Source organism: Serratia sp. PF-27 (assembly GCF_030053255.1).
Lineage (GTDB): Bacteria > Pseudomonadota > Gammaproteobacteria > Enterobacterales > Enterobacteriaceae > Serratia > Serratia bockelmannii.
Genome location: NZ_JASGBT010000022.1, coordinates 542,954 through 564,922, shown reverse-complemented (window position 1 = coordinate 564,922; position 21,969 = coordinate 542,954). Strand labels below are relative to the sequence as shown.

Annotated in this window: 23 protein-coding genes; 10 read left to right on the top strand and 13 right to left on the bottom strand. The window is 57.5% G+C overall.

From position 1 onward, the window contains the following. Positions 1-183 precede the first annotated feature (183 nt). The 4 genes from glmM to rlmE all read right to left on the bottom strand — a co-directional run bounded on the left by glmM (position 184) and on the right by rlmE (position 5,072). Positions 184-1,521: a phosphoglucosamine mutase gene (gene glmM, locus QMZ29_RS22085; RefSeq protein ID WP_025305053.1), complete on the bottom strand. Its 1,338-nt coding sequence runs from the start codon at positions 1,519-1,521 to the stop codon at positions 184-186. 4 nt (positions 1,522-1,525) lie between these two features. Next, on the bottom strand, positions 1,526-2,362 hold the full coding sequence (gene folP, locus QMZ29_RS22080) for a dihydropteroate synthase (protein ID WP_025305052.1): 837 nt from the start codon (positions 2,360-2,362) through the stop codon (positions 1,526-1,528). 92 nt (positions 2,363-2,454) lie between these two features. After that, positions 2,455-4,386, bottom strand: coding sequence for an ATP-dependent zinc metalloprotease FtsH (gene ftsH / locus QMZ29_RS22075; RefSeq protein ID WP_004933529.1), 1,932 nt, complete (start codon positions 4,384-4,386; stop codon positions 2,455-2,457). 56 nt (positions 4,387-4,442) lie between these two features. Further along, complete coding sequence (gene rlmE, locus QMZ29_RS22070; protein ID WP_004933533.1) at positions 4,443-5,072, bottom strand: 23S rRNA (uridine(2552)-2'-O)-methyltransferase RlmE; 630 nt, start codon at positions 5,070-5,072, stop codon at positions 4,443-4,445. Between the two features lie 143 nt (positions 5,073-5,215). On the opposite strand from rlmE, the gene yhbY reads away from it, so the two are divergent. Then, positions 5,216-5,509 (top strand): ribosome assembly RNA-binding protein YhbY, encoded by a 294-nt coding sequence (gene yhbY, locus QMZ29_RS22065; RefSeq protein WP_004933536.1) that lies wholly within the window; start codon positions 5,216-5,218, stop codon positions 5,507-5,509. Positions 5,510-5,621: 112 nt separating this feature from the next. Here the strand turns inward: yhbY and greA are convergent, their stop codons facing one another. After that, positions 5,622-6,098: a transcription elongation factor GreA gene (greA, locus tag QMZ29_RS22060; protein WP_025305051.1), complete on the bottom strand. Its 477-nt coding sequence runs from the start codon at positions 6,096-6,098 to the stop codon at positions 5,622-5,624. Between the two features lie 256 nt (positions 6,099-6,354). On the opposite strand from greA, the gene dacB reads away from it, so the two are divergent. Genes dacB through pmrB form a run of 3 tightly spaced genes read left to right on the top strand, consistent with a single transcriptional unit; the run spans position 6,355 to position 9,517 of the window. Further along, positions 6,355-7,788, top strand: a complete 1,434-nt coding sequence (dacB, locus tag QMZ29_RS22055; protein ID WP_282981166.1) for a serine-type D-Ala-D-Ala carboxypeptidase — start codon at positions 6,355-6,357, stop codon at positions 7,786-7,788. Positions 7,789-7,796: 8 nt separating this feature from the next. Continuing rightward, positions 7,797-8,459, top strand: a complete 663-nt coding sequence (pmrA, locus tag QMZ29_RS22050; RefSeq protein ID WP_019453348.1) for a two-component system response regulator PmrA — start codon at positions 7,797-7,799, stop codon at positions 8,457-8,459. Further along, positions 8,456-9,517: a two-component system sensor histidine kinase PmrB gene (pmrB, locus tag QMZ29_RS22045; protein WP_025305048.1), complete on the top strand. Its 1,062-nt coding sequence runs from the start codon at positions 8,456-8,458 to the stop codon at positions 9,515-9,517. The genes pmrA and pmrB overlap by 4 nt, the downstream gene beginning before the upstream one ends. Before the next feature lie 36 nt (positions 9,518-9,553). On the opposite strand, the gene cgtA is transcribed toward pmrB, so the two are convergent. From cgtA to rplU, 4 genes are all read right to left on the bottom strand, one after another. Continuing rightward, the gene (gene cgtA, locus QMZ29_RS22040) at positions 9,554-10,726 is read right to left on the bottom strand and encodes an Obg family GTPase CgtA (RefSeq protein ID WP_025305047.1); all 1,173 of its coding nucleotides are present in this window, start codon (positions 10,724-10,726) and stop codon (positions 9,554-9,556) included. A gap of 16 nt (positions 10,727-10,742) precedes the next feature. After that, positions 10,743-11,714, bottom strand: coding sequence for a DMT family transporter (locus tag QMZ29_RS22035; RefSeq protein WP_043139276.1), 972 nt, complete (start codon positions 11,712-11,714; stop codon positions 10,743-10,745). Between the two features lie 105 nt (positions 11,715-11,819). Beyond that, positions 11,820-12,077 carry a 50S ribosomal protein L27 gene (rpmA, locus tag QMZ29_RS22030; RefSeq protein WP_004933559.1) on the bottom strand — a complete coding sequence of 86 codons (258 nt, stop codon included), beginning with the start codon at positions 12,075-12,077 and terminating at the stop codon, positions 11,820-11,822. A gap of 17 nt (positions 12,078-12,094) precedes the next feature. Continuing rightward, complete coding sequence (rplU, locus tag QMZ29_RS22025; protein ID WP_004933561.1) at positions 12,095-12,406, bottom strand: 50S ribosomal protein L21; 312 nt, start codon at positions 12,404-12,406, stop codon at positions 12,095-12,097. Between the two features lie 270 nt (positions 12,407-12,676). Between rplU and ispB the strand changes: the two genes are divergently transcribed. After that, positions 12,677-13,648 (top strand): octaprenyl diphosphate synthase, encoded by a 972-nt coding sequence (gene ispB, locus QMZ29_RS22020; protein ID WP_025305045.1) that lies wholly within the window; start codon positions 12,677-12,679, stop codon positions 13,646-13,648. 50 nt (positions 13,649-13,698) lie between these two features. Here the strand turns inward: ispB and QMZ29_RS22015 are convergent, their stop codons facing one another. Next, positions 13,699-14,055, bottom strand: a complete 357-nt coding sequence (locus tag QMZ29_RS22015) for a DNA-binding protein (protein ID WP_025305044.1) — start codon at positions 14,053-14,055, stop codon at positions 13,699-13,701. A gap of 180 nt (positions 14,056-14,235) precedes the next feature. On the opposite strand from QMZ29_RS22015, the gene QMZ29_RS22010 reads away from it, so the two are divergent. Beyond that, positions 14,236-14,496 carry a helix-turn-helix domain-containing protein gene (locus QMZ29_RS22010; protein ID WP_004933567.1) on the top strand — a complete coding sequence of 87 codons (261 nt, stop codon included), beginning with the start codon at positions 14,236-14,238 and terminating at the stop codon, positions 14,494-14,496. A 67-nt stretch (positions 14,497-14,563) separates the two neighbouring features. Here QMZ29_RS22010 and mdh read toward each other — a convergent pair whose 3' ends face one another. Then, on the bottom strand, positions 14,564-15,502 hold the full coding sequence (gene mdh / locus QMZ29_RS22005; protein WP_004933569.1) for a malate dehydrogenase: 939 nt from the start codon (positions 15,500-15,502) through the stop codon (positions 14,564-14,566). 464 nt (positions 15,503-15,966) lie between these two features. On the opposite strand from mdh, the gene argR reads away from it, so the two are divergent. The 3 genes from argR (at position 15,967) to yhcN (QMZ29_RS21990) (ending at position 17,488) form a co-directional block, all read left to right on the top strand. Then, on the top strand, positions 15,967-16,437 hold the full coding sequence (argR, locus tag QMZ29_RS22000) for a transcriptional regulator ArgR (protein WP_016929335.1): 471 nt from the start codon (positions 15,967-15,969) through the stop codon (positions 16,435-16,437). Between the two features lie 403 nt (positions 16,438-16,840). Further along, positions 16,841-17,104, top strand: a complete 264-nt coding sequence (gene yhcN / locus QMZ29_RS21995) for a peroxide/acid stress response protein YhcN (RefSeq protein WP_025305043.1) — start codon at positions 16,841-16,843, stop codon at positions 17,102-17,104. 120 nt (positions 17,105-17,224) lie between these two features. Next, positions 17,225-17,488, top strand: coding sequence for a peroxide/acid stress response protein YhcN (gene yhcN / locus QMZ29_RS21990; RefSeq protein ID WP_025305042.1), 264 nt, complete (start codon positions 17,225-17,227; stop codon positions 17,486-17,488). A 197-nt stretch (positions 17,489-17,685) separates the two neighbouring features. Here yhcN (QMZ29_RS21990) and mpl read toward each other — a convergent pair whose 3' ends face one another. Further along, complete coding sequence (gene mpl, locus QMZ29_RS21985; RefSeq protein ID WP_033636810.1) at positions 17,686-19,065, bottom strand: UDP-N-acetylmuramate:L-alanyl-gamma-D-glutamyl-meso-diaminopimelate ligase; 1,380 nt, start codon at positions 19,063-19,065, stop codon at positions 17,686-17,688. 169 nt (positions 19,066-19,234) lie between these two features. Between mpl and fbp the strand changes: the two genes are divergently transcribed. Beyond that, the gene (fbp, locus tag QMZ29_RS21980) at positions 19,235-20,239 is read left to right on the top strand and encodes a class 1 fructose-bisphosphatase (protein ID WP_004933587.1); all 1,005 of its coding nucleotides are present in this window, start codon (positions 19,235-19,237) and stop codon (positions 20,237-20,239) included. A gap of 45 nt (positions 20,240-20,284) precedes the next feature. Here fbp and QMZ29_RS21975 read toward each other — a convergent pair whose 3' ends face one another. Next, a complete protein-coding gene (locus QMZ29_RS21975; RefSeq protein ID WP_282981000.1) occupies positions 20,285-21,838 on the bottom strand; it encodes a methyl-accepting chemotaxis protein in 1,554 nt (517 codons plus the stop codon). Positions 21,839-21,969 lie beyond the last annotated feature (131 nt).

Below are 21,969 nucleotides of genomic sequence, written 5' to 3'. Positions count from 1 at the left end.
AATGCTTCACACTCATCAAGCAGGCGTTTTTACAAACTGCCTACTGAAGCGGGTGTGAATACTAACCAAAGCCGCCAACCCACGCAAGGGCAATTTGCTGCCGCCGGCGCGTTTGCGGAAAAAAACGCCAACAATCATCTATTCGGGCTCAGCGATGCCAAGCCCGATGGCTAACTGTCTGTTTTAACCTGCTGATTTCACCGCATCGGCGATGCGATGCGCCAGCGCGGTCACCTGCTGCTCGTCCTCGCCTTCCACCATCACGCGGATCAGCGGCTCGGTGCCCGATTTACGCAGCAGCACCCGGCCACGGCCGGCCAACTCGGTTTCCACCTGCTCGGTGACCTTACGCACCGCTTCAGATTCCAGCGGATTATGCTCGCCGGCGAAGCGGACGTTGACCAGGATCTGCGGCAGCAGCTTCATGCCGCTGCACAGGTCATGCAGGCTCATGTGGTTGCGCACCATGGCAGTCAGCACCTGCAGCCCGGCCACGATGCCGTCGCCGGTGGTGGTTTTGTCCAGCAGGATCACATGGCCGGAGTTTTCCGCACCGATGCGCCAGCCCAGTTCCTGCAGTTTCTCCAGCACGTAACGGTCGCCCACTTTGGCGCGAGCGAACGGAATACCCAGCTGTTTCAGCGCCAGCTCCAGCCCCATATTACTCATCAGGGTACCGACCGCGCCGCCGCGCAGCTGCCCCTGACGCAGGCCTTCGCGGGCGATGATGTACAGGATCTGATCGCCATCCACCTTGTTGCCGAGGTGATCCACCATCATCACGCGGTCGCCGTCGCCGTCAAACGCCAGGCCAACGTGCGCTTTTTCCTGCAGCACGCGCTCCTGCAGCTGACGCACGTCGGTAGCACCGCATTTTTCGTTGATATTCATACCGTCCGGCTCAACACCGATGGCGATCACCGTGGCGCCCAGTTCGCGCAGCACGCTCGGCGCAATGTGGTAAGTCGCCCCGTTGGCGCAGTCGACCACGATTTTCAGCCCCTTCAGGCTCAGCTCGCTCGGGAAGGTACCTTTGCAGAATTCGATGTAACGGCCGGCGGCGTCGATGATACGGCTGGCTTTACCCAGCTCGGCGGACTCCACGCAGGTCAGCGGTTTTTCCATCTCGGCTTCAATTGCCTCTTCGACGTTGTCCGGCAGTTTGGCGCCGTCGATTGAGAAGAACTTGATACCGTTGTCATAGAACGGGTTATGCGAAGCGGAAATGACAATGCCTGCTTCGGCACGGAAGGTACGCGTCAGGTAGGCCACCGCCGGCGTGGGCATCGGCCCGGTGAAGGAGGCGGACAATCCAGCGGCCGCCAGACCGGCTTCCAGAGCGGACTCCAGCATATAGCCGGAGATGCGCGTATCCTTACCGATGATGATCTTGCGGGAACCGTGACGCGCCAGCACTTTACCGGCCGCCCAGCCCAGCTTCAGCACGAAGTCCGGCGTGATGGGGCTGTCCCCGACCTTGCCACGGATGCCGTCGGTGCCAAAATATTTGCGCTCGCTCATGTCTCTACTGTCCCTTAGCTGAAAGTGTTGCCTCGACGACACGCATCGCCTCGACGGTTTCTTTAACGTCATGCACTCTGACAATCTGCGCACCCTGCATCGCCGCGATTACCGCGCAGGCCACGCTGCCGATAACCCGTTGATCCGGCGGCACGTTCAGCAGTTGCCCAATCATCGATTTACGCGACATGCCGACCAATAGCGGCAAACCGAAACGATGAAACTCCGACAATCGTGCCAGAAGCTGATAGTTGTGCGCCAAATTTTTACCGAAACCGAAGCCTGGGTCGAGCAGCAATTTCTGATTTGTTATCCCCGCCTCGTTACAGCGCTGAATATGATGCTCGAAAAACGCCTGAACATCGGTAATCAGGTCATCGTAATGCGGCGCCTGCTGCATGGTGCGCGGCTGCCCTTGCATATGCATCAGACAGACCGGCAGACCGCTTTCCGCCGCCGCCGCCAGGGCACCCGGCTCCTGCAGCGAACGAATGTCGTTAATCAGATGTGCGCCTGCATGCGCCGATTCGCGGATCACGCCCGCTTTCGAGGTATCGACCGAGATGAAGACTTCGAAGCGCTGCGCCAGCGCTTCCACCACCGGCACGACCCGTTCCAATTCTTCCTCTTCACTCACCTCAGCTGCCCCCGGCCTTGTCGATTCGCCGCCGATATCGATCATCGTGGCACCGGCCGAAATCAGCGCATGCGCGTGGAGCAGCGCCTGGTTCAGGGTGTTGTGACGGCCGCCGTCGGAAAACGAATCCGGCGTCACATTGAGGATACCCATCACCTGCGGATAGGAGAGGTTGAGCGTCATGTCGCGCACGGTTAACTGCATGGTTGGTCCACCTTACTGTTGCCTGGTTCACTGCCCGCCGGGCAAAAAAAAACCCCGGCGTACCGGGGTTTGATGTTATTACACAGCCGCTGTTACTTGTCGAGCTGTTCGGACATGGTGTTGCCCGGCGTTGGGGTGCGCGGCTCATCTACCGGCGTCGGGGCTTTCGGAGTGCCACCGTTGTCGGAGCTGTTGCCTTTGTTCGCATCGTCCCAGCCCGCCGGCGGACGCACGTCTTTGCGGTTCATCAGATCGTCGATCTGCGGCGCATCGATAGTTTCATACTTCATCAGCGCATCCTTCATCGAATGCAGGATGTCCATATTTTCCATCAACAGCGAACGAGCACGCGTGTAGTTACGTTCGATCAGCGACTTCACTTCCTGGTCGATGATACGCGCGGTTTCATCCGACATGTGCTTCGCCTTGGCCACGGAACGGCCCAGGAACACTTCACCCTCTTCTTCCGCATACAGCAGCGGCCCCAGCTTCTCGGAGAAGCCCCATTGGGTCACCATGTTGCGGGCAATGGAGGTCGCCACTTTAATGTCGTTCGACGCACCGGTAGAGACTTTTTCCGGCCCGTAGATGATCTCTTCCGCCAGACGACCGCCGTACAGGGTGGAGATTTGGCTCTCCAGCTTCTGACGGCTGGCGCTGATCGCATCCCCTTCCGGCAGGAAGAAGGTCACACCGAGCGCCCGACCACGAGGAATGATGGTGACCTTGTGTACCGGATCGTGTTCAGGAACCAGGCGGCCAATGATGGCGTGGCCCGCTTCGTGATACGCGGTCGACTCTTTCTGCGCTTCGGTCATCACCATGGAGCGACGTTCCGCACCCATCATGATCTTGTCTTTGGCTTTTTCAAACTCCACCATCGACACCACGCGCTTGTTGCCGCGGGCGGCGAACAGCGCCGCTTCGTTGACCAGGTTGGCCAGGTCGGCACCGGAGAAGCCCGGCGTACCGCGCGCAATGACGGAGGCGTCGATGTCGGCAGCCAACGGCACGCGGCGCATGTGCACCTTCAGGATCTGCTCACGGCCACGCACATCCGGCAGCCCGACCACGACCTGACGGTCGAAACGGCCCGGGCGCAGCAGCGCAGGGTCAAGCACGTCTGGACGGTTGGTCGCCGCGATGACGATGATGCCCTCGTTGCCTTCGAAACCGTCCATCTCAACCAGCATCTGGTTCAGGGTCTGCTCACGCTCATCGTGACCGCCACCCAGGCCGGCGCCACGCTGGCGACCGACGGCGTCGATTTCATCGATGAAGATGATGCACGGCGCAGCTTTCTTCGCTTGTTCGAACATGTCGCGCACGCGGGATGCACCCACGCCGACGAACATTTCGACGAAGTCGGAACCGGAAATGGTGAAGAACGGTACCTTCGCTTCGCCGGCGATCGCTTTCGCCAACAGCGTTTTACCGGTCCCCGGCGGGCCAACCATCAGCACGCCTTTCGGGATCTTGCCGCCCAGCTTCTGGAAACGGCTCGGTTCGCGCAGGTATTCCACCAGTTCGCTCACCTCTTCTTTCGCTTCGTCACAACCGGCGACATCGGCGAAAGTGGTCTTGATCTGGTCTTCCGTCAGCATGCGGGCCTTGCTCTTGCCGAAGGACATCGCGCCCTTGCCGCCGCCGCCCTGCATTTGCCGCATAAAGAAGATCCAGACCCCGATCAGCAACAGCATCGGGAACCAAGAGATAAAGATAGAAGCCAGCAGGCTCGGCTCTTCAGGCGGCTCGCCGACAACTTTCACATTCTTCGTTAACAACGTATCCAGCAACTTAGGATCGTTGACAGGGATGTAGGTCGTGTATTTGTTACTGTCTTTCTTGGTAACGTTAATTTCACGTCCGTTGATTCGCGCTTCGCGAACCTGGTCCTGGGTCAGTTCGGACATGAAGGTAGAGTAATCCACCCTACGGCCATTCGACTCGCTGGGCCCAAAGCTCTGGAATACAGACATCAACACTACCGCGATGACTAACCAGAGAATTAGGTTTTTCGCCATGTCACTCAAGGGATTAACCTCATCTTACAACTGTGTTAACAAACAGCGTTAGGGTACTACAGTTTGCGCCCTGTCGCTACAATGTACACTTCGCGCGAACGGGCGCGGGAAGCGTCTGGCTTACGAATCTTAACCTTCGTAAACAGGGAGCGAATTTCCCGTAGGTACTCGTCAAAGCCATCTCCCTGGAACACCTTCACCAGGAAACTTCCGCCTGGTGCGAGGACATCACGACACATATCCAGCGCCAACTCCACCAGATACATCGACCTTGGAATATCGACCGCCGGGGTGCCACTCATATTCGGGGCCATATCGGACATGACCACCTGAACCTTACTCTCGCCTACTCGTTCCAACAGCGCCTTCAGCACCAGTTCATCACGAAAATCGCCCTGAAGGAAATCGACGCCAACGATAGGATCCATTGGCAAAATATCACAGGCGATGATGCGCCCGGTACCGCCGATTTGGGTGACCACATACTGCGACCAGCCGCCCGGTGCGGCGCCCAGATCAACCACGGTCATTCCCGGTTTGAACAGTTTGTCGCTCTGCTGTATTTCATCAAGTTTAAACCAGGCACGGGAACGCAGTCCCTTTTTCTGCGCCTGCTGCACATATTTATCGCTAAAGTGTTCTTGTAACCAGCGACTGGAGCTAGCCGAACGCTTTTTATTAGCCATCTCGTTTTCCAACTATCATAAAAAGAGTCTTATGTCAGGGTCGCTGCTCACGTAGACTCACACCGGTGAAGACCGATTTGGTGATATACATGAGATGGCGGTAGAATGTACCGTTTTCAATCCCAACTTAAGCAAAAAAGACAATGAATCTGAATAATAAACAAAAACAGCACCTGAAAGGCCTGGCGCATCCGTTAAAACCGGTGGTAATGCTGGGCAATAACGGTCTTACCGAAGGGGTGCTGGCTGAAATTGAACAGGCTCTGGAGCATCATGAGCTGATCAAGGTAAAAATCGCCGCTGAAGATCGCGAAACCAAAACCCTGATCGCCGACGCTATCGTGCGTGAAACGGGCGCCTGCAATGTACAAGTTATCGGCAGTACGCTTATTCTTTACCGCCCGTCGAAAGAGCGCAAGATCAGTCTACCGCGTTAATAACCATCAGGTTAACGAAAAGGTGCCATGCGCCTGACGAAGATAAAAGGCCGCTTGCGGCCTTTTTCCTATCTTTACAAAACGTTGGCGCATTAATGACCAACGGCCTCGATCAGAGATACTCGACCTTCAGGATCTCGTATTCCACGTCGCCGCCGGGGGTTTTGATCACCACCACGTCGTCTTGCTCTTTGCCGATCAGGCCGCGCGCCATCGGCGAGTTTACCGAAATCAGATTTTTCTTGAAATCGGCCTCATCGTCGCCAACGATGCGGTAAGTCACTTCTTCTTCACTGTCCAGATTCATCACCGATACGGTGGCGCCGAAGATCACCCGGCCGGTGTTCGGCATCTTGGTGATATCGATCACCTGAGCATTGGACAGCTTGGCTTCGATCTCCTGAATGCGGCCTTCGCAGAAACCCTGCTGTTCACGGGCGGCATGGTACTCGGCATTCTCTTTCAAATCGCCGTGCTCACGGGCGTCAGCGATATCCGCAATGATTTTCGGGCGGCGCACGCTTTTCAGATATTCGAGCTCTTCGCGCAGTTTTTCAGCGCCAAACAAGGTCATCGGAATTTGGTTCATCGTATAAATACCTCTAAATCTTTCCTGTTCAAATAACCGTCATCCTGACGTATTCGTATGAAAACACGGTTGGCATACCGCCACCCGCCTCCAGGCGACAAACAAAAGAAACCTGACTCGGAACGAGGCCCAAGCCAAGATTGGTTTTGCATTTTGATACGCATTTTAGCCTAGAGTTCCTTGAGGGTCATCGTTTACTTTTTCCCTGATTGCACCGTAGTATGACGGCACGTTATCCAGCTGTTATCCCGAGATTATGCGTTTTTCACGAATTGTCAGTGCATTGGCTTGCGCATTTGTTCTGAATGCGAATGCGGCCCCGGTTGAAGAGTACACACAATATCTGCCTGATGGGGCCAACCTTGCCCTGGTCGTTCAGAAAATCGGTGCCGGCGCGCCGACGATCGATTATCACTCTCAGCAGATGGCGCTGCCGGCCAGTACCCAAAAAGTGCTGACCGCGCTGGCGGCCTTGCTGCAACTCGGGCCCGATTACCGTTTCACCACCACGCTGGAGAGCCAGGGCGATATCCGCGATGGCGTGCTGCGCGGCAACCTGATCGCCCGCTTCAGCGGCGATCCGACCTTCAAGCGCCAGAGCCTGCGCAATATGATGGCCGTCCTGAAGAAACAGGGCGTGCGCCAAATCAGCGGCGACGTGCTGGTCGATACCTCGGTCTTCGCCAGCCATGACAAGGCGCCCGGCTGGCCGTGGAACGATCTGACGCAGTGCTTCAGCGCGCCGCCGGCCGCCGCCATCGTCGATCGCAACTGTTTCTCGGTCTCGCTGTACAGCGCGCCGAATCCGGGCGACATGGCGTTTATCCGCGTCGCCTCCTATTATCCAGTCAATATGTTTAGCCAGGTGCGCACCCTGGCGCGCGGCTCAGCAGACGCGCAGTACTGCGAGCTGGACGTGGTGCCGGGCGAACTGAACCGCTTTACCCTGACCGGCTGCCTGACGCAACGCAGCGAACCGCTGCCGCTGGCCTTCGCCATCCAGGACGGCGCCAGCTATGCGGGCGCAATCCTGAAAGACGAACTGACCCAGGCCGGTATCCAGATCGACGGGCACTTGAAACGCCAGACGCGTCCCGGCATCACCGGCACGGTGATCGCGCAAACTCAGTCGGCGCCGCTGCACGATCTGTTGAAGATCATGCTGAAGAAATCGGACAACATGATCGCCGATACCGTCTTCCGCACCATCGGCCACGAGCGCTTCGGCGTACCGGGCACCTGGCGAGCGGGCTCCGATGCAGTGCGGCAGGTGCTGCGCCAGAAGGCCGGCATCGATCTGGGCAATACCATTATCGCCGACGGTTCCGGCCTGTCGCGCCACAACCTGCTGGCGCCGGCGACTATGATGCAGGCGCTGCAGTACATCGCTCAGCACGACAACGAGCTGAACTTCATCTCGATGCTGCCGCTGTCCGGCTATGATGGCACCCTGCGCTACCGCGGCGGCCTGCACGAAGCCGGCGTCGACGGCAAGGTGTCGGCCAAGACCGGTGCACTGCAGGGCGTCTACAACCTGGCGGGCTTCATCACGACCGCCAGCGGCCAGCGCATGGCCTTCGTGCAGTATCTCTCCGGCTACGCCGTGCCGCCAGAAGATCAGAAACAGCGCCGAGCGCCGCTGGTGCGCTTCGAAAGCCGCCTGTATCGGGACATTTACCAAAACAACTGAGGATCGTCATGAAGCTGCTGGTCGTTGAGGATGATGAACTGTTGCAACAGGGGCTGGCACTGGCGCTGACCGGCGAAGGTTACGTCTGCGACTGCGCCGCCACGGCGGCGGAGGCCAACAGCCTGCTCATCACCAGCCAATACAGCATGGTGATCCTGGATCTCGGTCTGCCGGACATGGACGGCGCCGCACTGCTGCGGCAGTGGCGCCGCCAGCAGATCGATCTGCCGGTGCTGATCCTGACCGCCCGTGATGCCCTGGAAGATCGCGTCGACGGGCTGGATGCCGGCGCCGATGACTACCTGGTCAAACCCTTCGCGCTGGTTGAGCTGCAGGCGCGCGTGCGCGCCCTTCTGCGGCGCTACCAGGGCCACAGCGACAATCTGATGCAGGTGGATGACCTGCAGTTGAACCTCTCCAGCCAGCAGGTCTACCTGCAGCAACAGCCGGTGGAGGTTACGCCGAAAGAGTTTGCCATTCTGGCGCGCCTGATTATGCGTGCCGGGCAGACGGTCAATCGTGAACTCCTGCAGCAGGATCTCTACACCTGGCAGGACGACCTGGGTTCCAACACGCTGGAAGTGCACATCCACAACCTGCGCCGCAAACTAGGCAAGGATCGCATCCGCACCGTGCGCGGCATCGGCTATCGCCTGGAACCCTCGTCATGATCAGCATGCGCCGCCGCCTGCTGCTGATGCTGGCGCTGATCCTGCTGGTCACGCAACTCATCAGCGCCTTCTGGCTGTGGCACGAAAGCCAGGAGCAGATCAGTTTCCTGGTGGATGAAACCCTGTCCGCCAAAGTGCGTACCGAGCGCGTCGATACCGAGATCGCCGAGGCCATCGCGTCGCTGCTGGCGCCTTCGCTGATCATGATGGTCGTCACGCTGCTGGCGTCGTTTTGGGCCATCAGCTGGATCATCCGCCCGCTAAACCAATTGCAGCAGCGGCTGGAAAAGCGCTCTGCCGATAACCTGACGCCGCTGCCAATCACCAGCGACAGCCAGGAAATGGTAGCGGTCACCAATGCACTCAATCAGCTGTTCTCACGGCTGGATAACACCATTCAACAGGAACGCCTGTTCACTGCCGACGCCGCCCACGAGCTGCGCACGCCGCTGGCCGGCATCCGCCTGCACCTGGAACTGATGGAAAAACAGGGCGTCAAGGGCAGCCAGGCGCTGATCGCCCGCATCGATCAACTGATGCACACCGTCGAGCAGTTGCTGATGCTGTCGCGCGCCGGGCAAGACTTCGCCAGCGGCCATTATCAGCATTTCGATTGGGTGGCCGATGTGATCCAACCGCTGCGCGAAGAACTCGACGAAATGACCGCCCAACGCGGGCAGACGCTGGATTGGCAATTGCCGGCCGTCGCCGCGGTGAACGGCGATCCGGTGCTGCTGCGGTTGCTGCTGCGCAACCTGGTCGAAAATGCCCACCGTTACGGCCCGGAAGGCGGCGCGATACAGGTGCGATTAACGCCGCAAGACAGCGGCTATCTGCTGCAGGTCATCGACGATGGCCCGGGTATCAAGGAAGAGATGGTTGGGGAGCTGACGCAGGCGTTTCGCCGCATGGATCAACGCTACGGCGGCAGCGGACTGGGCCTGAATATCGTGATCCGCATCGCGCAACTGCACCAGGGGCGATTGACGCTGGAAAACCGCCGCGATGCGCGCGGCCTGAACGCCCAGTGCTGGTTGCCGGAAAAGGCGCTCAAATAACAAGGGCCCAGTGTTGCTGAGCCCTTTATCACCGAATTACTTCTGGTAAATGATTTCGACGCCTTCGTCGTCGTCTTCGTCCCAGTCGTCATCCCAGTCATCTTCCGCTTCGGCTTCCACCTCCGCGATTTGCTCGCGGTGGTAGTCATCCCACATGAATTCGACTTTTTCCGGCGCGCTTTCTTCAATCGCCATCGCTTTCGGCTGAGTGTTGATGAAGTTCATCACGTCCCAGCACAGCGCGTTGACGCCTTCGCGGTTGGCGGCGGAGATCATGTAGTACTTCCCTTCCCAACCCATGCCTTCCACAATCGCTTTGGCGCGTTCGGCGGCTTCTTCCTCACCAATCACATCAATTTTGTTGAACACCAGCCACCGCGGCTTCTGCGCCAGATTTTCGCTGTATTGGTTCAACTCGTTGATGATCACTTTGGCGTTTTCCACCGGATCGGTTTCGTCGATCGGCGCGATGTCCACCAGGTGCAGCAGCACGCGGCAACGCTCCAGGTGTTTCAGGAAGCGAATACCCAGGCCCGCCCCTTCGGAGGCCCCCTCGATCAACCCCGGAATGTCGGCAACCACAAAGCTCTGCTCGTGGTCCATACGCACCACGCCCAGGCTCGGTACCAGCGTGGTGAACGGATAATCGGCCACCTTAGGTTTGGCAGCAGACACCGCGCGGATGAAGGTCGATTTACCGGCGTTCGGCAGCCCCAGCATGCCCACATCGGCCAGCAGCAACAGCTCCAGCAACAGGTCACGCGCTTCGCCCGCGGTACCCAGCGTCTTCTGACGCGGCGCGCGGTTGACCGAAGATTTGAAACGGGTGTTGCCCAGACCGTGCCAGCCGCCTTTGGCGACCATCAGCTTCTGCTCGTGACGCGTCATGTCGCCGAGGATCTCGCCGGTGCCCTGATCCTTCACGCGCGTGCCGACCGGCACCTTGATGATGACGTCTTTACCGCGTTTGCCAGTACAGTCGCGGCTCTGGCCATTCTGGCCGCGCTCGGCGCGGAAAGACTTCTCAAAGCGGTAGTCGATCAGGGTGTTGAGGTTCTCATCCGCCAGCAGGTAAACGTCGCCGCCGTCACCGCCGTCACCGCCGTCAGGCCCACCGTTCGGGATATATTTTTCGCGGCGGAAGCTGACGCACCCGTTGCCGCCGTCGCCTGCAACGACCAGAATCGCTGCTTCATCTACAAACTTCATTTACCGTCTCCGTAAATCATTCACCGGGCTGCTTCAAAGGAGCAACCAGGGGGGGTTCTGCCCGTCGCGGCCACCACCGGTGACCAATTGCGGAAAACATGGCGCCCGCCACAACCACAAACGCACCCACATAGCCGACGATGTTCAGCGTCGGCGCAGCGAATGCCTGGGGCCAGGCCAGCGCCAATAAATCTGAAAACAGCAGGGTAAACAGCGGGGTCAGCGTCACCAACGCGCTCACCTGCGCCGCCTGCCAGCGCGCCATCGCTTCCGCCAACGCGCCGTAACCGATCAGCGTGTTGGCGCCGCAAAATAGCAGACACGCCAATTGCCAGCCGCTCAGCTGGAAAATCACCTCGGGTTTGGCCAGAGGGAACAACGCTATCGCACATAAAGTGTACAACATAACCAGGATCTGCGGCGAAGCCAGTCGGCGCAGCAACACCTTCTGCGCCACGCCGTAGCTCACCCAAACCATCGCCGCGCACACGCCCAGCATAACGCCCAGCGTGTAGTCCGTCAGCCGGGTGAAGATCTCTATCAAACTGACGTTGAAAAACAGCATCAGTCCGCAAATCAGCATCAGGGCGCCAATAACCTGGGTGATGCGCATACGTTCTTTTAAAATCAGCACGCTGGCGAACATCATGCCCACCGGCGACAGCTGGCCAATCACCTGCGACGCCGTCGGGCTCAGGTATTGCAGCGAGGAGCTGAAGAACACAAAGTTGCCTAGCAGCCCCGCCGTCGCGATCGCCAACAGCAGCAGCCAACGCGGCTGGCGGAACATCGTCAGCCGCGGCAGCTTGCCGCGTACCGCGAGGATCACGCCCAAACCGATGGCGGCCATGGTAAAGCGATACCAGACAACGGTAAACGGCTCCATCACGACCAACACTTCTTTCATCGCGATCGGCAACGCGCCCCAGCAAACCGCCGTGGTTAACGCCAGAGAAATGCCAACGCCGACCTGCTGCTTCGTATCCATATCACCTTCGCCAACGCTGACGGGCCTGCCCTCAGGCAACCCATAAATGTAAAAAGCCCCGCAACGAATTGCGGGGCTTACATCTATTTCGTAAGGCTCGAAAAATTATTCAGCTTCGATGCTGATGAATTTACGATTGCTCGGGCCTTTAACTTCGAATTTGACTTTACCGTCTTTCAAAGCAAACAGAGTGTGGTCTTTGCCGCAACCCACGTTGGTACCAGCGTGGAATTTGGTGCCGCGCTGACGAACGATGATGCTGCCTGCCAGTACTGCTTCGCCGCCAAAGCGTTTTACGCCCAGACGTTTAGCTTCTGAATCGCGACCGTTACGAGTCGAGCCGCCAGCCTTTTTGTGTGCCATTAATCCGCTCTCCTAACTTAAGCGCTGATGCCGGTGATTTTAACGTCAGTGAACCACTGACGGTGGCCCTGCTGCTTACGGTGGTGTTTACGACGACGAAACTTAACAATTTTAATTTTCTCGCCACGACCGTGAGCAACAACTTCAGCTTTGATCTTGCCGCCATCGACGAAAGGAACGCCGATTTTGATATCTTCGCCATTAGCGATCATCAGAATCTGGTCAAACTCAACCGCTTCACCAGTTGCGATGTCCAGCTTTTCCAAGCGAACGGTCTGACCTTCGCTTACTCGGTGTTGTTTACCACCACTTTGGAAAACCGCGTACATATAAAACTCCGCTTTCCGCGTGCCCGACTGTGTTAGTTCAGAGCGCGCTATAAATATTCACAATAGGGCGCGAATTCTACGCAAAAAAGCAGCGTATGACAAGAGCAGAATAAGACCAGAACAAGAAAAAAGAAGAAAAAAAGCGCAGTTTCTTTCGTGGCGTTTATCTGAACCGTTTTTCAAGTACAATCATAGGGACAGTTACCGCCATGTACCGATGTGAGCAGCGATCTCAACGCGGTGAAGAGAAACACAGCTGAAAAAAACACAATGAACCTAGAGCAAATTACCGAGTTAACCGCGCAAGATATGGCGGCCGTGAACGCAACAATTCTCGAACAGCTGAATTCCGATGTCACGCTCATCAATCAGCTTGGCTATTACATTATCAGCGGTGGCGGTAAGCGCATCCGGCCGATGATCGCCGTCCTGGCGGCGCGGGCGTTGGGCTATGAAGGCAACAAGCACGTCACCGTCGCCGCCCTGATCGAATTCATTCATACCGCCACGCTGCTGCATGACGACGTCGTCGACGAATCGGACATGCGCCGCGGCAAAGCCACCGCCAACGCGGCGTTCGGCAACGCCGCCAGCGTGCTGGTCGGCGACTTTATCTATACCCGCGCCTTCCAGATGATGACCAGCCTGGAATCCCTGCGCGTGCTGGCGCTGATGTCGGAGGCGGTCAACGTCATCGCCGAAGGCGAAGTGCTGCAGTTGATGAATGTGCACGATCCCGACATCAGCGAAGAAAGCTATATGCGGGTGATCTACAGCAAAACCGCCCGTCTGTTTGAGGCGGCGGCGCAATCGTCGGCGATCCTGTCCGGCGCCAGCGCCGAACAAGAGAAGGCGCTGCAAGATTATGGCCGCTACCTCGGCACCGCTTTCCAGCTGATCGACGATCTGCTCGACTACAGCGCCGACGGCAGCACCCTGGGCAAAAACACCGGCGACGATCTGAACGAAGGGAAGCCGACCCTGCCGCTGCTGCACGCGATGCACAACGGCGACGACGCCCAGCGTGACATGATCCGTGGCGCAATTGAGCAAGGCAACGGCCGTCATTTGTTGGAGCCGGTACTGCAGGCGATGCAGCAATGCGGTTCGCTGGAATACACCCGCCAACGCGCCGAGGAAGAGGCCGACAAGGCGATCGCCGCGCTGCAGGTGTTGCCGGCATCGGAGCACCGCACGGCGCTGGAAGGCCTGGCCCATTTAGCGGTGCAACGCGATTTTTAAGAAATCGTGATTTCGCAATACACTCATCAGGCCCGCGTACGCGGGCCTGCTTAGGTATTGCTCTCTTCGTCGATACGCGCCAGCAGGCCGCCAATCCCTTCCCGCATCAGGAAAGCCACCATTTTCTCGCGCTCGCTCTCCGTCAAATGGTAGTAATACTCGATCCAGACCGCCAACGGATCCTGGCGTTCTACGTCATAGGCCGCCCCGTCTTCCTTCAGCACCAGCAGGTTACGCACACCTGAAGGCAGGCTATCGATATGGTATTCCAACGCTTTTCCCTGCACGCCTTTACGCCTGCGGCTGATCCAGCCTTCGCGCCGGGCCATCAAATTGATTCCCTGTGGTGAGGAGGGTAATCCTGCGATGCCTGTCAGTTCCTTGGCGGCAAACCACTCGTTTTTCATGGCCATCATCTCTGGGCAATAGTGGGCAACGTCATTTTTGGAAATTACCTGGGTATTTTTTAGGAAATTTAATGGTATTCTGGTTTCCGAATAAACGTTTCACGTTGTTCAAACGCTTAACTTTGACTCGTTAGTTATACCACTAACGCAACTTTGGCTAATCAGAAAAGGAATGTAAACATGAATTCAAGGAACCCAGATTGGCACCCGGCAGATATCATCGCGGCGCTACGCAAGCAGGGCACCACGCTGGCGGCGGTATCGCGCAAGGCCGGATTGAGCTCATCGACGCTGGCCAATGCGCTGTCGCGCCCGTGGCCGAAGGGGGAATGGCTGATCGCCGAAGCGATAGGCATTCACCCATCGGAGATCTGGCCAAGCCGTTATTACGATCCGCACAGCGATTGCCTGCTGGATCGCAAAGCACGCATCAAGTCGTGAACGCGGAACAAAAAAAAACCGCCGGAACAGCGTCCGGCGGCGTTTATCGGCTGACTCTCGGTATCGATCAGTTATTGATGAACTTCTCGCCCAGTTCGATATCTTTGTGCAGCACGTCCAGCATCTCGTTCAGCGCTTTCTGCTCGAAGGCGCTCAGGGTGCCGATATCTTTACGCTCTTCAACGCCGTTCTTGCCCAGCACCAGCGGCTGCGCGAAGAAGCGAGCGTATTTGCCGTCGCCTTCAACGTAAGCGCATTCCACAACGCCTTTTTCGCCCTGCAGCGCACGCACCAGAGACAGACCGAAACGTGCGGCCGCCTGGCCCATGGACAGCGTTGCAGACCCGCCGCCGGCTTTGGCTTCTACCACTTCGGTACCGGCGTTCTGAATGCGTTTGGTCAGATCCGCCACTTCCTGATCGGTGAAGCTCACACCAGGGATCTGCGACAGCAGAGGCAGAATGGTCACGCCAGAGTGGCCGCCGATAACCGGCACGTTCAGCTCTTCCGGCTGCTTGCCTTTCAGCTCGGCCACGAAGGTGTTGGAACGGATGATATCCAGCGAAGTCACGCCGAACAGTTTGTTCTTGTCGTAAACGCCGGCTTTTTTCAGCACTTCCGCCGCGATGGCGACCGTGGTGTTAACCGGGTTGGTGATGATGCCGATGCAGGCTTTCGGGCAGGTTTTCGCCACTTGCTCAATCAGGTTACGCACGATGCCGGCGTTAACGTTGAACAGATCAGAGCGATCCATGCCTGGCTTACGGGCCACGCCGGCGGAAATCAGCACCACGTCCGCACCGTGCAGAGCCGGGGTCGCGTCTTCGCCGCTGAAGCCTTTAATTTTAACTGCGGTTGGGATGTGGCTTAAGTCGACGGCAACGCCTGGGGTAACGGGGGCAATGTCGTAGAGAGAGAGTTCAGAACCTGAAGGAAGCTGGGTTTTGAGTAGAAGGGCGAGGGCCTGGCCGATACCGCCAGCAGCACCGAGAACTGCAACTTTCATCCTATACTCCTTTATTATCTTAAATATATAAAGCGCCGTGAATGTGTTGGTTACGGACCTTGAGTCATTACACCTTTTAAAACAATAAATTAGCCAATTCTTGCCTGCAGGTGTAATAAAACGGCCGCTGTCGCGCCCATTTTAGATTAAATCGCTTGCGCATGAAGGGCATAGCGCACACTAATCAAAAATAGTGCGAGGTTATTCACGAGCAAGTTAACCGGCCGTTACATTACACCCTTACGCAACATCAGAACAACATCATTTTAATAACATTTTATTTACCACCATAGGCCGATTTTCCGTCGTCAAAAGGGCATATTCATCGCGGCCGGATTTTGTTAAAATGCCGCCCTTTCCTCGCCGCCCGGTCTTTTTTATTTTCTTTGGGGCGGCCTTTGTTGCATAAAAATTCATCTATATGCATAATCATGACTTCCACTATCAACATTCCACGGTGCAAAATGCGTAATCCCGCAAAACAGGAAGATCTGATCAAGACGTTCAAAGCGTTATTGAAAGAAGAAAAATTCAGTTCTCAAGGCGAGATCGTTTTGGCGCTGCAAGAAGAAGGCTTCGAAAACATTAACCAATCCAAAGTATCGCGCATGCTGACCAAGTTCGGCGCGGTACGTACGCGCAATGCCAAAATGGAAATGGTGTATTGCCTTCCTGCCGAACTCGGCGTGCCGACCACCACCAGCCCGTTGAAGAATCTGGTGCTGGACGTCGACCATAACGACGCCGTCGTGGTGATCCATACCAGCCCGGGCGCCGCGCAGCTGATCGCCCGCCTGCTCGACTCACTGGGTAAATCCCAGGGCATCCTCGGCACGATTGCCGGCGACGATACCATTTTCGTCACCCCGTCCAGCGGCTTTACCGCTCAGAAGCTGCATGAAGCGATCCTGGGCGTGTTTGAGCAAGAGCTGTGAAACCTGGCGCTAACAAAGTGCGGCTACCTTCCGCATTTTGTTAGCGCTTCTTTAACCCTCGCGTTACCTCCCCGGCCTTTAACCGCGTTTAACACTGCTTTTTTATCCCGCAACAACACATTTCCATGACATCGCCATGTAACCAGCAGTACCCACTGTGATCTTCCGCACTTTTGGTTAAAAGCACTTACCTTATTGAAATTACATAAATTTAACATCAAAAGATCGTTTTATGAGCGTTTTTTATTCCTTACAGTTATAAAAAATAAGGATCATAAGGTTAAAGTTTCACTAGCAACTGTTAGCGAACTATTAATTTTTCGCGTTACTAGCTGTATACTCATTTTCGTGAACTGAATCACAGTTCGTTGGAACTGATAAAAGAATACGATGAGGTGAGATAATGAAAATTAAAGCTACCGTTGCAACCCTGAGCGTTCTGTCCATGCTTTCATTTGGTGCATTCGCAGCACAATCTGTTGATGCAACCCAGGCCGCACAACTGCAACCCGCCGGTGTGATCACCGTGAGTGGCGTCGCCGCTGCGCCTTCCGACATCCGCCAGGCACTGTCTGACAAAGCTGACGCCAAAGGGGCGACCGCTTACCGCGTGATCGAAGCGCGTAACGACGGCAACTTCCACGCGACCGCTGAAATCTACAAATAAGTAACGACATTACCCGGCAACGGGCAATACATCTCTGGAATCAAACGCTGTCATAACGGCCTTCAAGAATAAAAATCGCTGCCAAGCCCTTCCAGGCTGTTATGACCAAGGATCGCTATCATGAACATGAAAACTACTCTTGCTGCACTCGGTCTGCTGTCCGTCATCTCCTTCGGCGCATCTGCCGCCCAGTTGGTGACTAACGATCAGACCGCCAATCTGCAATCTATCGGCACCATTACCGTCAGCGGTATCGACGGCGCACCGACCGACATTCGCCAGGCGCTGTCGGAGAAAGCCGACGCTAAAGGCGCGACCGCCTACCGCGTGATCGAAGCGCGTAACGAAGGCAACTACCACGCCACCGCCGAGATTTACAAATAACAACTCTGGGAACGGCTTTGCAGAGCTGATTACCCTCGTCACTGCCACTGCCGAGTTCTGACGCAAACGCCGATTTCCCAGAGACCCTCTCGTCGTCCTATCCGACGAACCCCGTTGCCCTCGCTCGCGAGGGCTTTTTTATGGGCGTAAAAAAGGCCGCAAATGCGGCCCTTAGAGTGGCTTATGCTACTGAACAATCAGTAGGTCACCTTCGGTTCCTGCTTTTTCGCCAGCGCGTCCAGCAGGCGATCGTGAATGCCGCCAAAACCGCCGTTGCTCATCACCAGAATGTGGTCGCCCGGCTGTGCGGTTTTCACCACCATGTCCACCAGCGTGTCGAGATCCGCGCTCCAGTGCGCCGGCTGCACACAGGCATCAGCCACTTCCGCTACCTGCCATGGAATGTGATGCGGCTGGAACAGGAACACTTCGTCGGCGCGGCCGAGCGAAGGCGCCAGATCGTTTTTGCTGATGCCCATTTTCATGGTGTTGGATCGCGGTTCCAACACCGCCAGAATGCGCGCCGTGCCGCCGACCTTGCCGCGCAACGCGGCCAGGGTGGCCAGGATCGCGGTCGGGTGGTGCGCGAAGTCGTCGTAAACCGTGACGCCGTTGGCTTCGCCACGCAGCTCCAGGCGGCGGCGGGCGTTGATGAAATCGCCCAACGCGCGGCAGGCGTCCGCCGGCTGCACGCCGACGTGGCGAGTCGCGGCGATGGCCATCAGGCCGTTATGCATGTTGTGCTCGCCCACCAGCGCCCAGTTCACTTCGCCAACCTGCTCGCCGTCGAGGAACACCGCGTAATGACTGGCGTCCGGCGTCAGCTTCTGCGCACGCCAGGTCCCCTCTTCGCCCACCAGCTCCTGTTCGCTCCAGCAGCCCATCGCCATCACCTGCTTCAGGTGGCTGTCGTTGTCCGGCAGGATGATCTTGCCTTTGCCCGGCACCAGGCGCACCAAGTGGTGGAACTGTTTCTGGATGGCTTTCAGATCGTCGAAGATATCGGCGTGGTCGAACTCCAGGTTGTTCATGATCAGCGTGCGCGGGCTGTAGTGCACGAACTTGGAGCGCTTGTCGAAGAACGCGCAGTCATACTCGTCGGCCTCGATCACGAAGAACGGGCTGCCGCCGAGGCGCGCCGAGACGTCGAAGTTGCCCGGCACGCCGCCGATGACGAAGCCCGGCTGGTAGCCGCAGGCTTCGAGGATCCAGGTCGCCATGCCGGCGGTGGTAGTTTTACCGTGGGTGCCGGCGACCGCCAGTACCCAGCGATCGCGCAACACGGCGTCGTGCAGCCACTGCGGGCCGGAAACGTAAGGGATGCCACGCTCCAGCACCGCCTCCACGCACGGGTTGCCGCGCGTCATGGCGTTGCCGATGATCACCAGATCCGGCGCCGGATCCAACTGGGCTGGATCATAACCCTGAATAAGATCGATCCCCTGGTTCTCCAGCAGCGTGCTCATCGGCGGATAGACGTTGGCGTCCGAACCGGTGACGTCATGCCCCAGTGAACGCGCCAGCATCGCCAGCCCGCCCATAAAGGTGCCACAGATCCCAAGAATGTGAATGCGCATAGGTTTCTCATGTGAGTGCATCGAATGTCGGCATATTCTAACGCTCAGAATCGTCCAGAAGAAATGGATTTGCCTATGAATGGCGCGCATCTTTGGGCTACACTGCTCGCGAAAACGTTGGCGGTTTGTTAACAGGCCGCTATCCATCCGTAGATTCAGGGATTGTGTCATGAAAACGTTAGGCGAATTTATCGTCGAGAAACAGCACGACTTCTCGCACGCCACCGGCGAGCTGACCGCGTTACTTTCTGCCATTAAACTGGGCGCCAAAATCATCCACCGCGACATCAACAAGGCTGGCCTGGTTGATATTCTGGGGACCAGCGGGGTGTCCAACGTACAGGGCGAAGTTCAGATGAAACTGGACCTGTACGCGAACGAAAAACTGAAAGCGGCGTTGAAAGCGCGTGGTGAAGTTGCGGGTATCGCTTCCGAAGAAGAAGATGAAATCGTGATATTCGACGGCGAGCGAGCTGAAAATGCCAAGTATGTCGTATTGATGGATCCGTTGGACGGTTCGTCCAACATCGATGTCAACGTCTCGGTCGGTACGATTTTCTCTATCTACCGTCGCATCACGCCGGTCGGCACACCGGTGACCGAAGAAGACTTCCTGCAGCCGGGCAGCGCCCAGGTCGCAGCGGGTTACGTGGTTTACGGTTCGTCCACCATGCTGGTGTACACCACTGGTTACGGTGTCCACGCCTTTACTTACGACCCGTCTCTGGGCGTGTTCTGCCTCTCCCACGAGAAAGTACGCTTCCCGGCGAGCGGCAACATGTATTCCATCAACGAAGGCAACTACATCAAGTTCCCTCTCGGCGTGAAGAAATACATCAAGTACTGCCAAGAGCAGGATGAAGCGACGCAGCGCCCTTACACCTCGCGCTACATCGGTTCTCTGGTGGCGGACTTCCACCGCAACCTGCTGAAAGGCGGCATCTACATCTACCCAAGCACCGCCAGCCATCCGCAAGGCAAGCTGCGCCTGCTGTACGAATGCAACCCGATGGCGTTCCTGGCCGAACAGGCCGGCGGTAAAGCCAGCGACGGCAAAAACCGCATTCTGGACATCACGCCGGTGAAACTGCACCAGCGCGCGCCATTCTTCGTCGGCACCAAGTCGATGGTAGAAGACGCAGAACGCTTCATCGCCGAAAACCCGGACGAGTAACGCGTTTCTGGCAAGGGTTCGGCACCGCGCCGAACCCTTATCGCCTTACAGCTTGAACGCCGCCATGCTCTGCGCCAGCAGCTGAGCCTGATCTTCCAGCGAGCGCGTTGCCGCCGCAGACTCTTCCACCAGCGCCGCATTCTGCTGCGCCACCTGATCCATCTGCGCCACCGCCAGGTTTACCTGTTCGATACCGCTGCTTTGTTCGCGCGTCGCCGCCGAGATCTCACGCATCAACGCCGTCACCCGGCCCACTTCACCGGTGATGCCGCTCATGGTCTGCGCGGCCGACTCCACCATCTGTTCGCCTTCCTGCACCCGGTTCTGCGACGCTTCAATCAGCCCTTTAATCTCTTTCGCCGACTGGGCGCTACGCTGCGCCAGACTGCGCACTTCACCGGCCACCACCGCGAAACCGCGGCCTTGCTCGCCGGCACGCGCCGCTTCCACCGCCGCGTTCAGCGCCAGGATATTGGTCTGGAAGGCGATGCCGTCCATCACGCTGATGATGTCGGCGATGCGGCGCGAACTGTCGGTGATCGCCTGCATCTTGCTCATCACCTGGCTGACCACGTCACTGCCCTGGTTGGCGATATCGGACACGCTCAGCGCCAGTTGGTTGGCCTGCTCGCAGTTCTCGGCGTTCATTTTCACCGTCGAAGTCAGCTGTTCCATGCTGGCGGCGGTCTCTTCCAGCGAAGCGGCCGACTCTTCGGTACGCTGCGCCAGATGCAGGTTACCGGCCGCCAGTTCGCGTGAACCGGTGTCGATCTGGCTGCTGGCATCGCGCACTTTGCTGACCGAACTGGCCAACGCCTGCTGCATACGCTGCATCGCCCGCACCAAGCGGCCCATCTCGGTATCACCCTCACCGCGGATCTCATGGGTCAGATCGCCGCCGGCGATGTGTTCCAACTGCGCGATGGACTCGTCCAACGGGCGCAAAATGATCACGCGCAGCGCGAACCAGGCCAGCACCGCCAGCAGCACGCTGAGCAGGCCCGCCACCACGATCAACGAGATCTTGGTGCTGGCGTTGTTTTCCGCGTCATACACCTGCTTTTCGCCGAGCTTCATGGCAAAGCTGCGGAAATCGCTGAGATCCTTTTCAAACGCGATGCTCAGCGCAGAGATGCGGGTCTCCTGAATATGGTAATACTCATCGATTTTGCCGGCCTTGATGGCGGCAGTCATCGGCTTCACGCCCTGCTCGAGGTAGGCGCGATAGCTGTTTTGCAGACGATTGGAGAGTTCGCGGCCACGATCGGTCACGGTGCCGACGCCGACAAAGCGCGCCATTTCCTTGTTTGACTGATCGAGGTAACCGTAGATGCGGCCCACGGTGGCGTCGGACACATCGATCTGGCCGATCTCCCGTTGGCGCACCGCCAACGAAGCGGCGGTTCGGGCGCGCAGCGTCAGGTTGGAGCTGTTGGCCAGCGAGCCCAGCTCTTCACCGAGGATCTGGTTCAAGGTATGGATCGATCGCGATCCTTCGTTAATCGCGTTGACGCCAATAACGCTGACCATGATCAGCAACATGGTCATCAGGCTCAGCAGGGCGATCAGCCCAGCCTTCACCGTAATCTTTTTTAGCATGAGTTCTTCCCGGCTTCAGAAATTGTGAGATCAGACGTAGTAGGGGTGGCAAAACGCGGAGCCAGCTTTGCTAGCTCATTATTGTTTGTTGAAGTTATCGGCAGGCGAAGGCAAAACTTCATGCCGCGGCG

Coding starts and splice junctions, on each gene's coding strand:
- QMZ29_RS22015 (WP_025305044.1), bottom strand. CDS start 14,055: ATGAAAAACGAGTGGTTTGCCGCCAAGGAACTGACAGGCATCGCAGGA.
- pmrB (WP_025305048.1), top strand. CDS start 8,456: ATGATCAGCATGCGCCGCCGCCTGCTGCTGATGCTGGCGCTGATCCTG.
- rpmA (WP_004933559.1), bottom strand. CDS start 12,077: ATGGCACACAAAAAGGCTGGCGGCTCGACTCGTAACGGTCGCGATTCA.
- greA (WP_025305051.1), bottom strand. CDS start 6,098: ATGAACCAAATTCCGATGACCTTGTTTGGCGCTGAAAAACTGCGCGAA.
- fbp (WP_004933587.1), top strand. CDS start 19,235: ATGAAAACGTTAGGCGAATTTATCGTCGAGAAACAGCACGACTTCTCG.
- pmrA (WP_019453348.1), top strand. CDS start 7,797: ATGAAGCTGCTGGTCGTTGAGGATGATGAACTGTTGCAACAGGGGCTG.
- ftsH (WP_004933529.1), bottom strand. CDS start 4,386: ATGGCGAAAAACCTAATTCTCTGGTTAGTCATCGCGGTAGTGTTGATG.
- dacB (WP_282981166.1), top strand. CDS start 6,355: ATGCGTTTTTCACGAATTGTCAGTGCATTGGCTTGCGCATTTGTTCTG.
- ispB (WP_025305045.1), top strand. CDS start 12,677: ATGAACCTAGAGCAAATTACCGAGTTAACCGCGCAAGATATGGCGGCC.
- yhcN (WP_025305042.1), top strand. CDS start 17,225: ATGAACATGAAAACTACTCTTGCTGCACTCGGTCTGCTGTCCGTCATC.
- yhbY (WP_004933536.1), top strand. CDS start 5,216: ATGAATCTGAATAATAAACAAAAACAGCACCTGAAAGGCCTGGCGCAT.
- rplU (WP_004933561.1), bottom strand. CDS start 12,406: ATGTACGCGGTTTTCCAAAGTGGTGGTAAACAACACCGAGTAAGCGAA.
- QMZ29_RS22010 (WP_004933567.1), top strand. CDS start 14,236: ATGAATTCAAGGAACCCAGATTGGCACCCGGCAGATATCATCGCGGCG.
- mdh (WP_004933569.1), bottom strand. CDS start 15,502: ATGAAAGTTGCAGTTCTCGGTGCTGCTGGCGGTATCGGCCAGGCCCTC.
- folP (WP_025305052.1), bottom strand. CDS start 2,362: ATGCAGTTAACCGTGCGCGACATGACGCTCAACCTCTCCTATCCGCAG.
- mpl (WP_033636810.1), bottom strand. CDS start 19,065: ATGCGCATTCACATTCTTGGGATCTGTGGCACCTTTATGGGCGGGCTG.
- cgtA (WP_025305047.1), bottom strand. CDS start 10,726: ATGAAGTTTGTAGATGAAGCAGCGATTCTGGTCGTTGCAGGCGACGGC.
- QMZ29_RS22035 (WP_043139276.1), bottom strand. CDS start 11,714: ATGGATACGAAGCAGCAGGTCGGCGTTGGCATTTCTCTGGCGTTAACC.
- glmM (WP_025305053.1), bottom strand. CDS start 1,521: ATGAGCGAGCGCAAATATTTTGGCACCGACGGCATCCGTGGCAAGGTC.
- QMZ29_RS21975 (WP_282981000.1), bottom strand. CDS start 21,838: ATGCTAAAAAAGATTACGGTGAAGGCTGGGCTGATCGCCCTGCTGAGC.
- yhcN (WP_025305043.1), top strand. CDS start 16,841: ATGAAAATTAAAGCTACCGTTGCAACCCTGAGCGTTCTGTCCATGCTT.
- rlmE (WP_004933533.1), bottom strand. CDS start 5,072: ATGGCTAATAAAAAGCGTTCGGCTAGCTCCAGTCGCTGGTTACAAGAA.
- argR (WP_016929335.1), top strand. CDS start 15,967: ATGCGTAATCCCGCAAAACAGGAAGATCTGATCAAGACGTTCAAAGCG.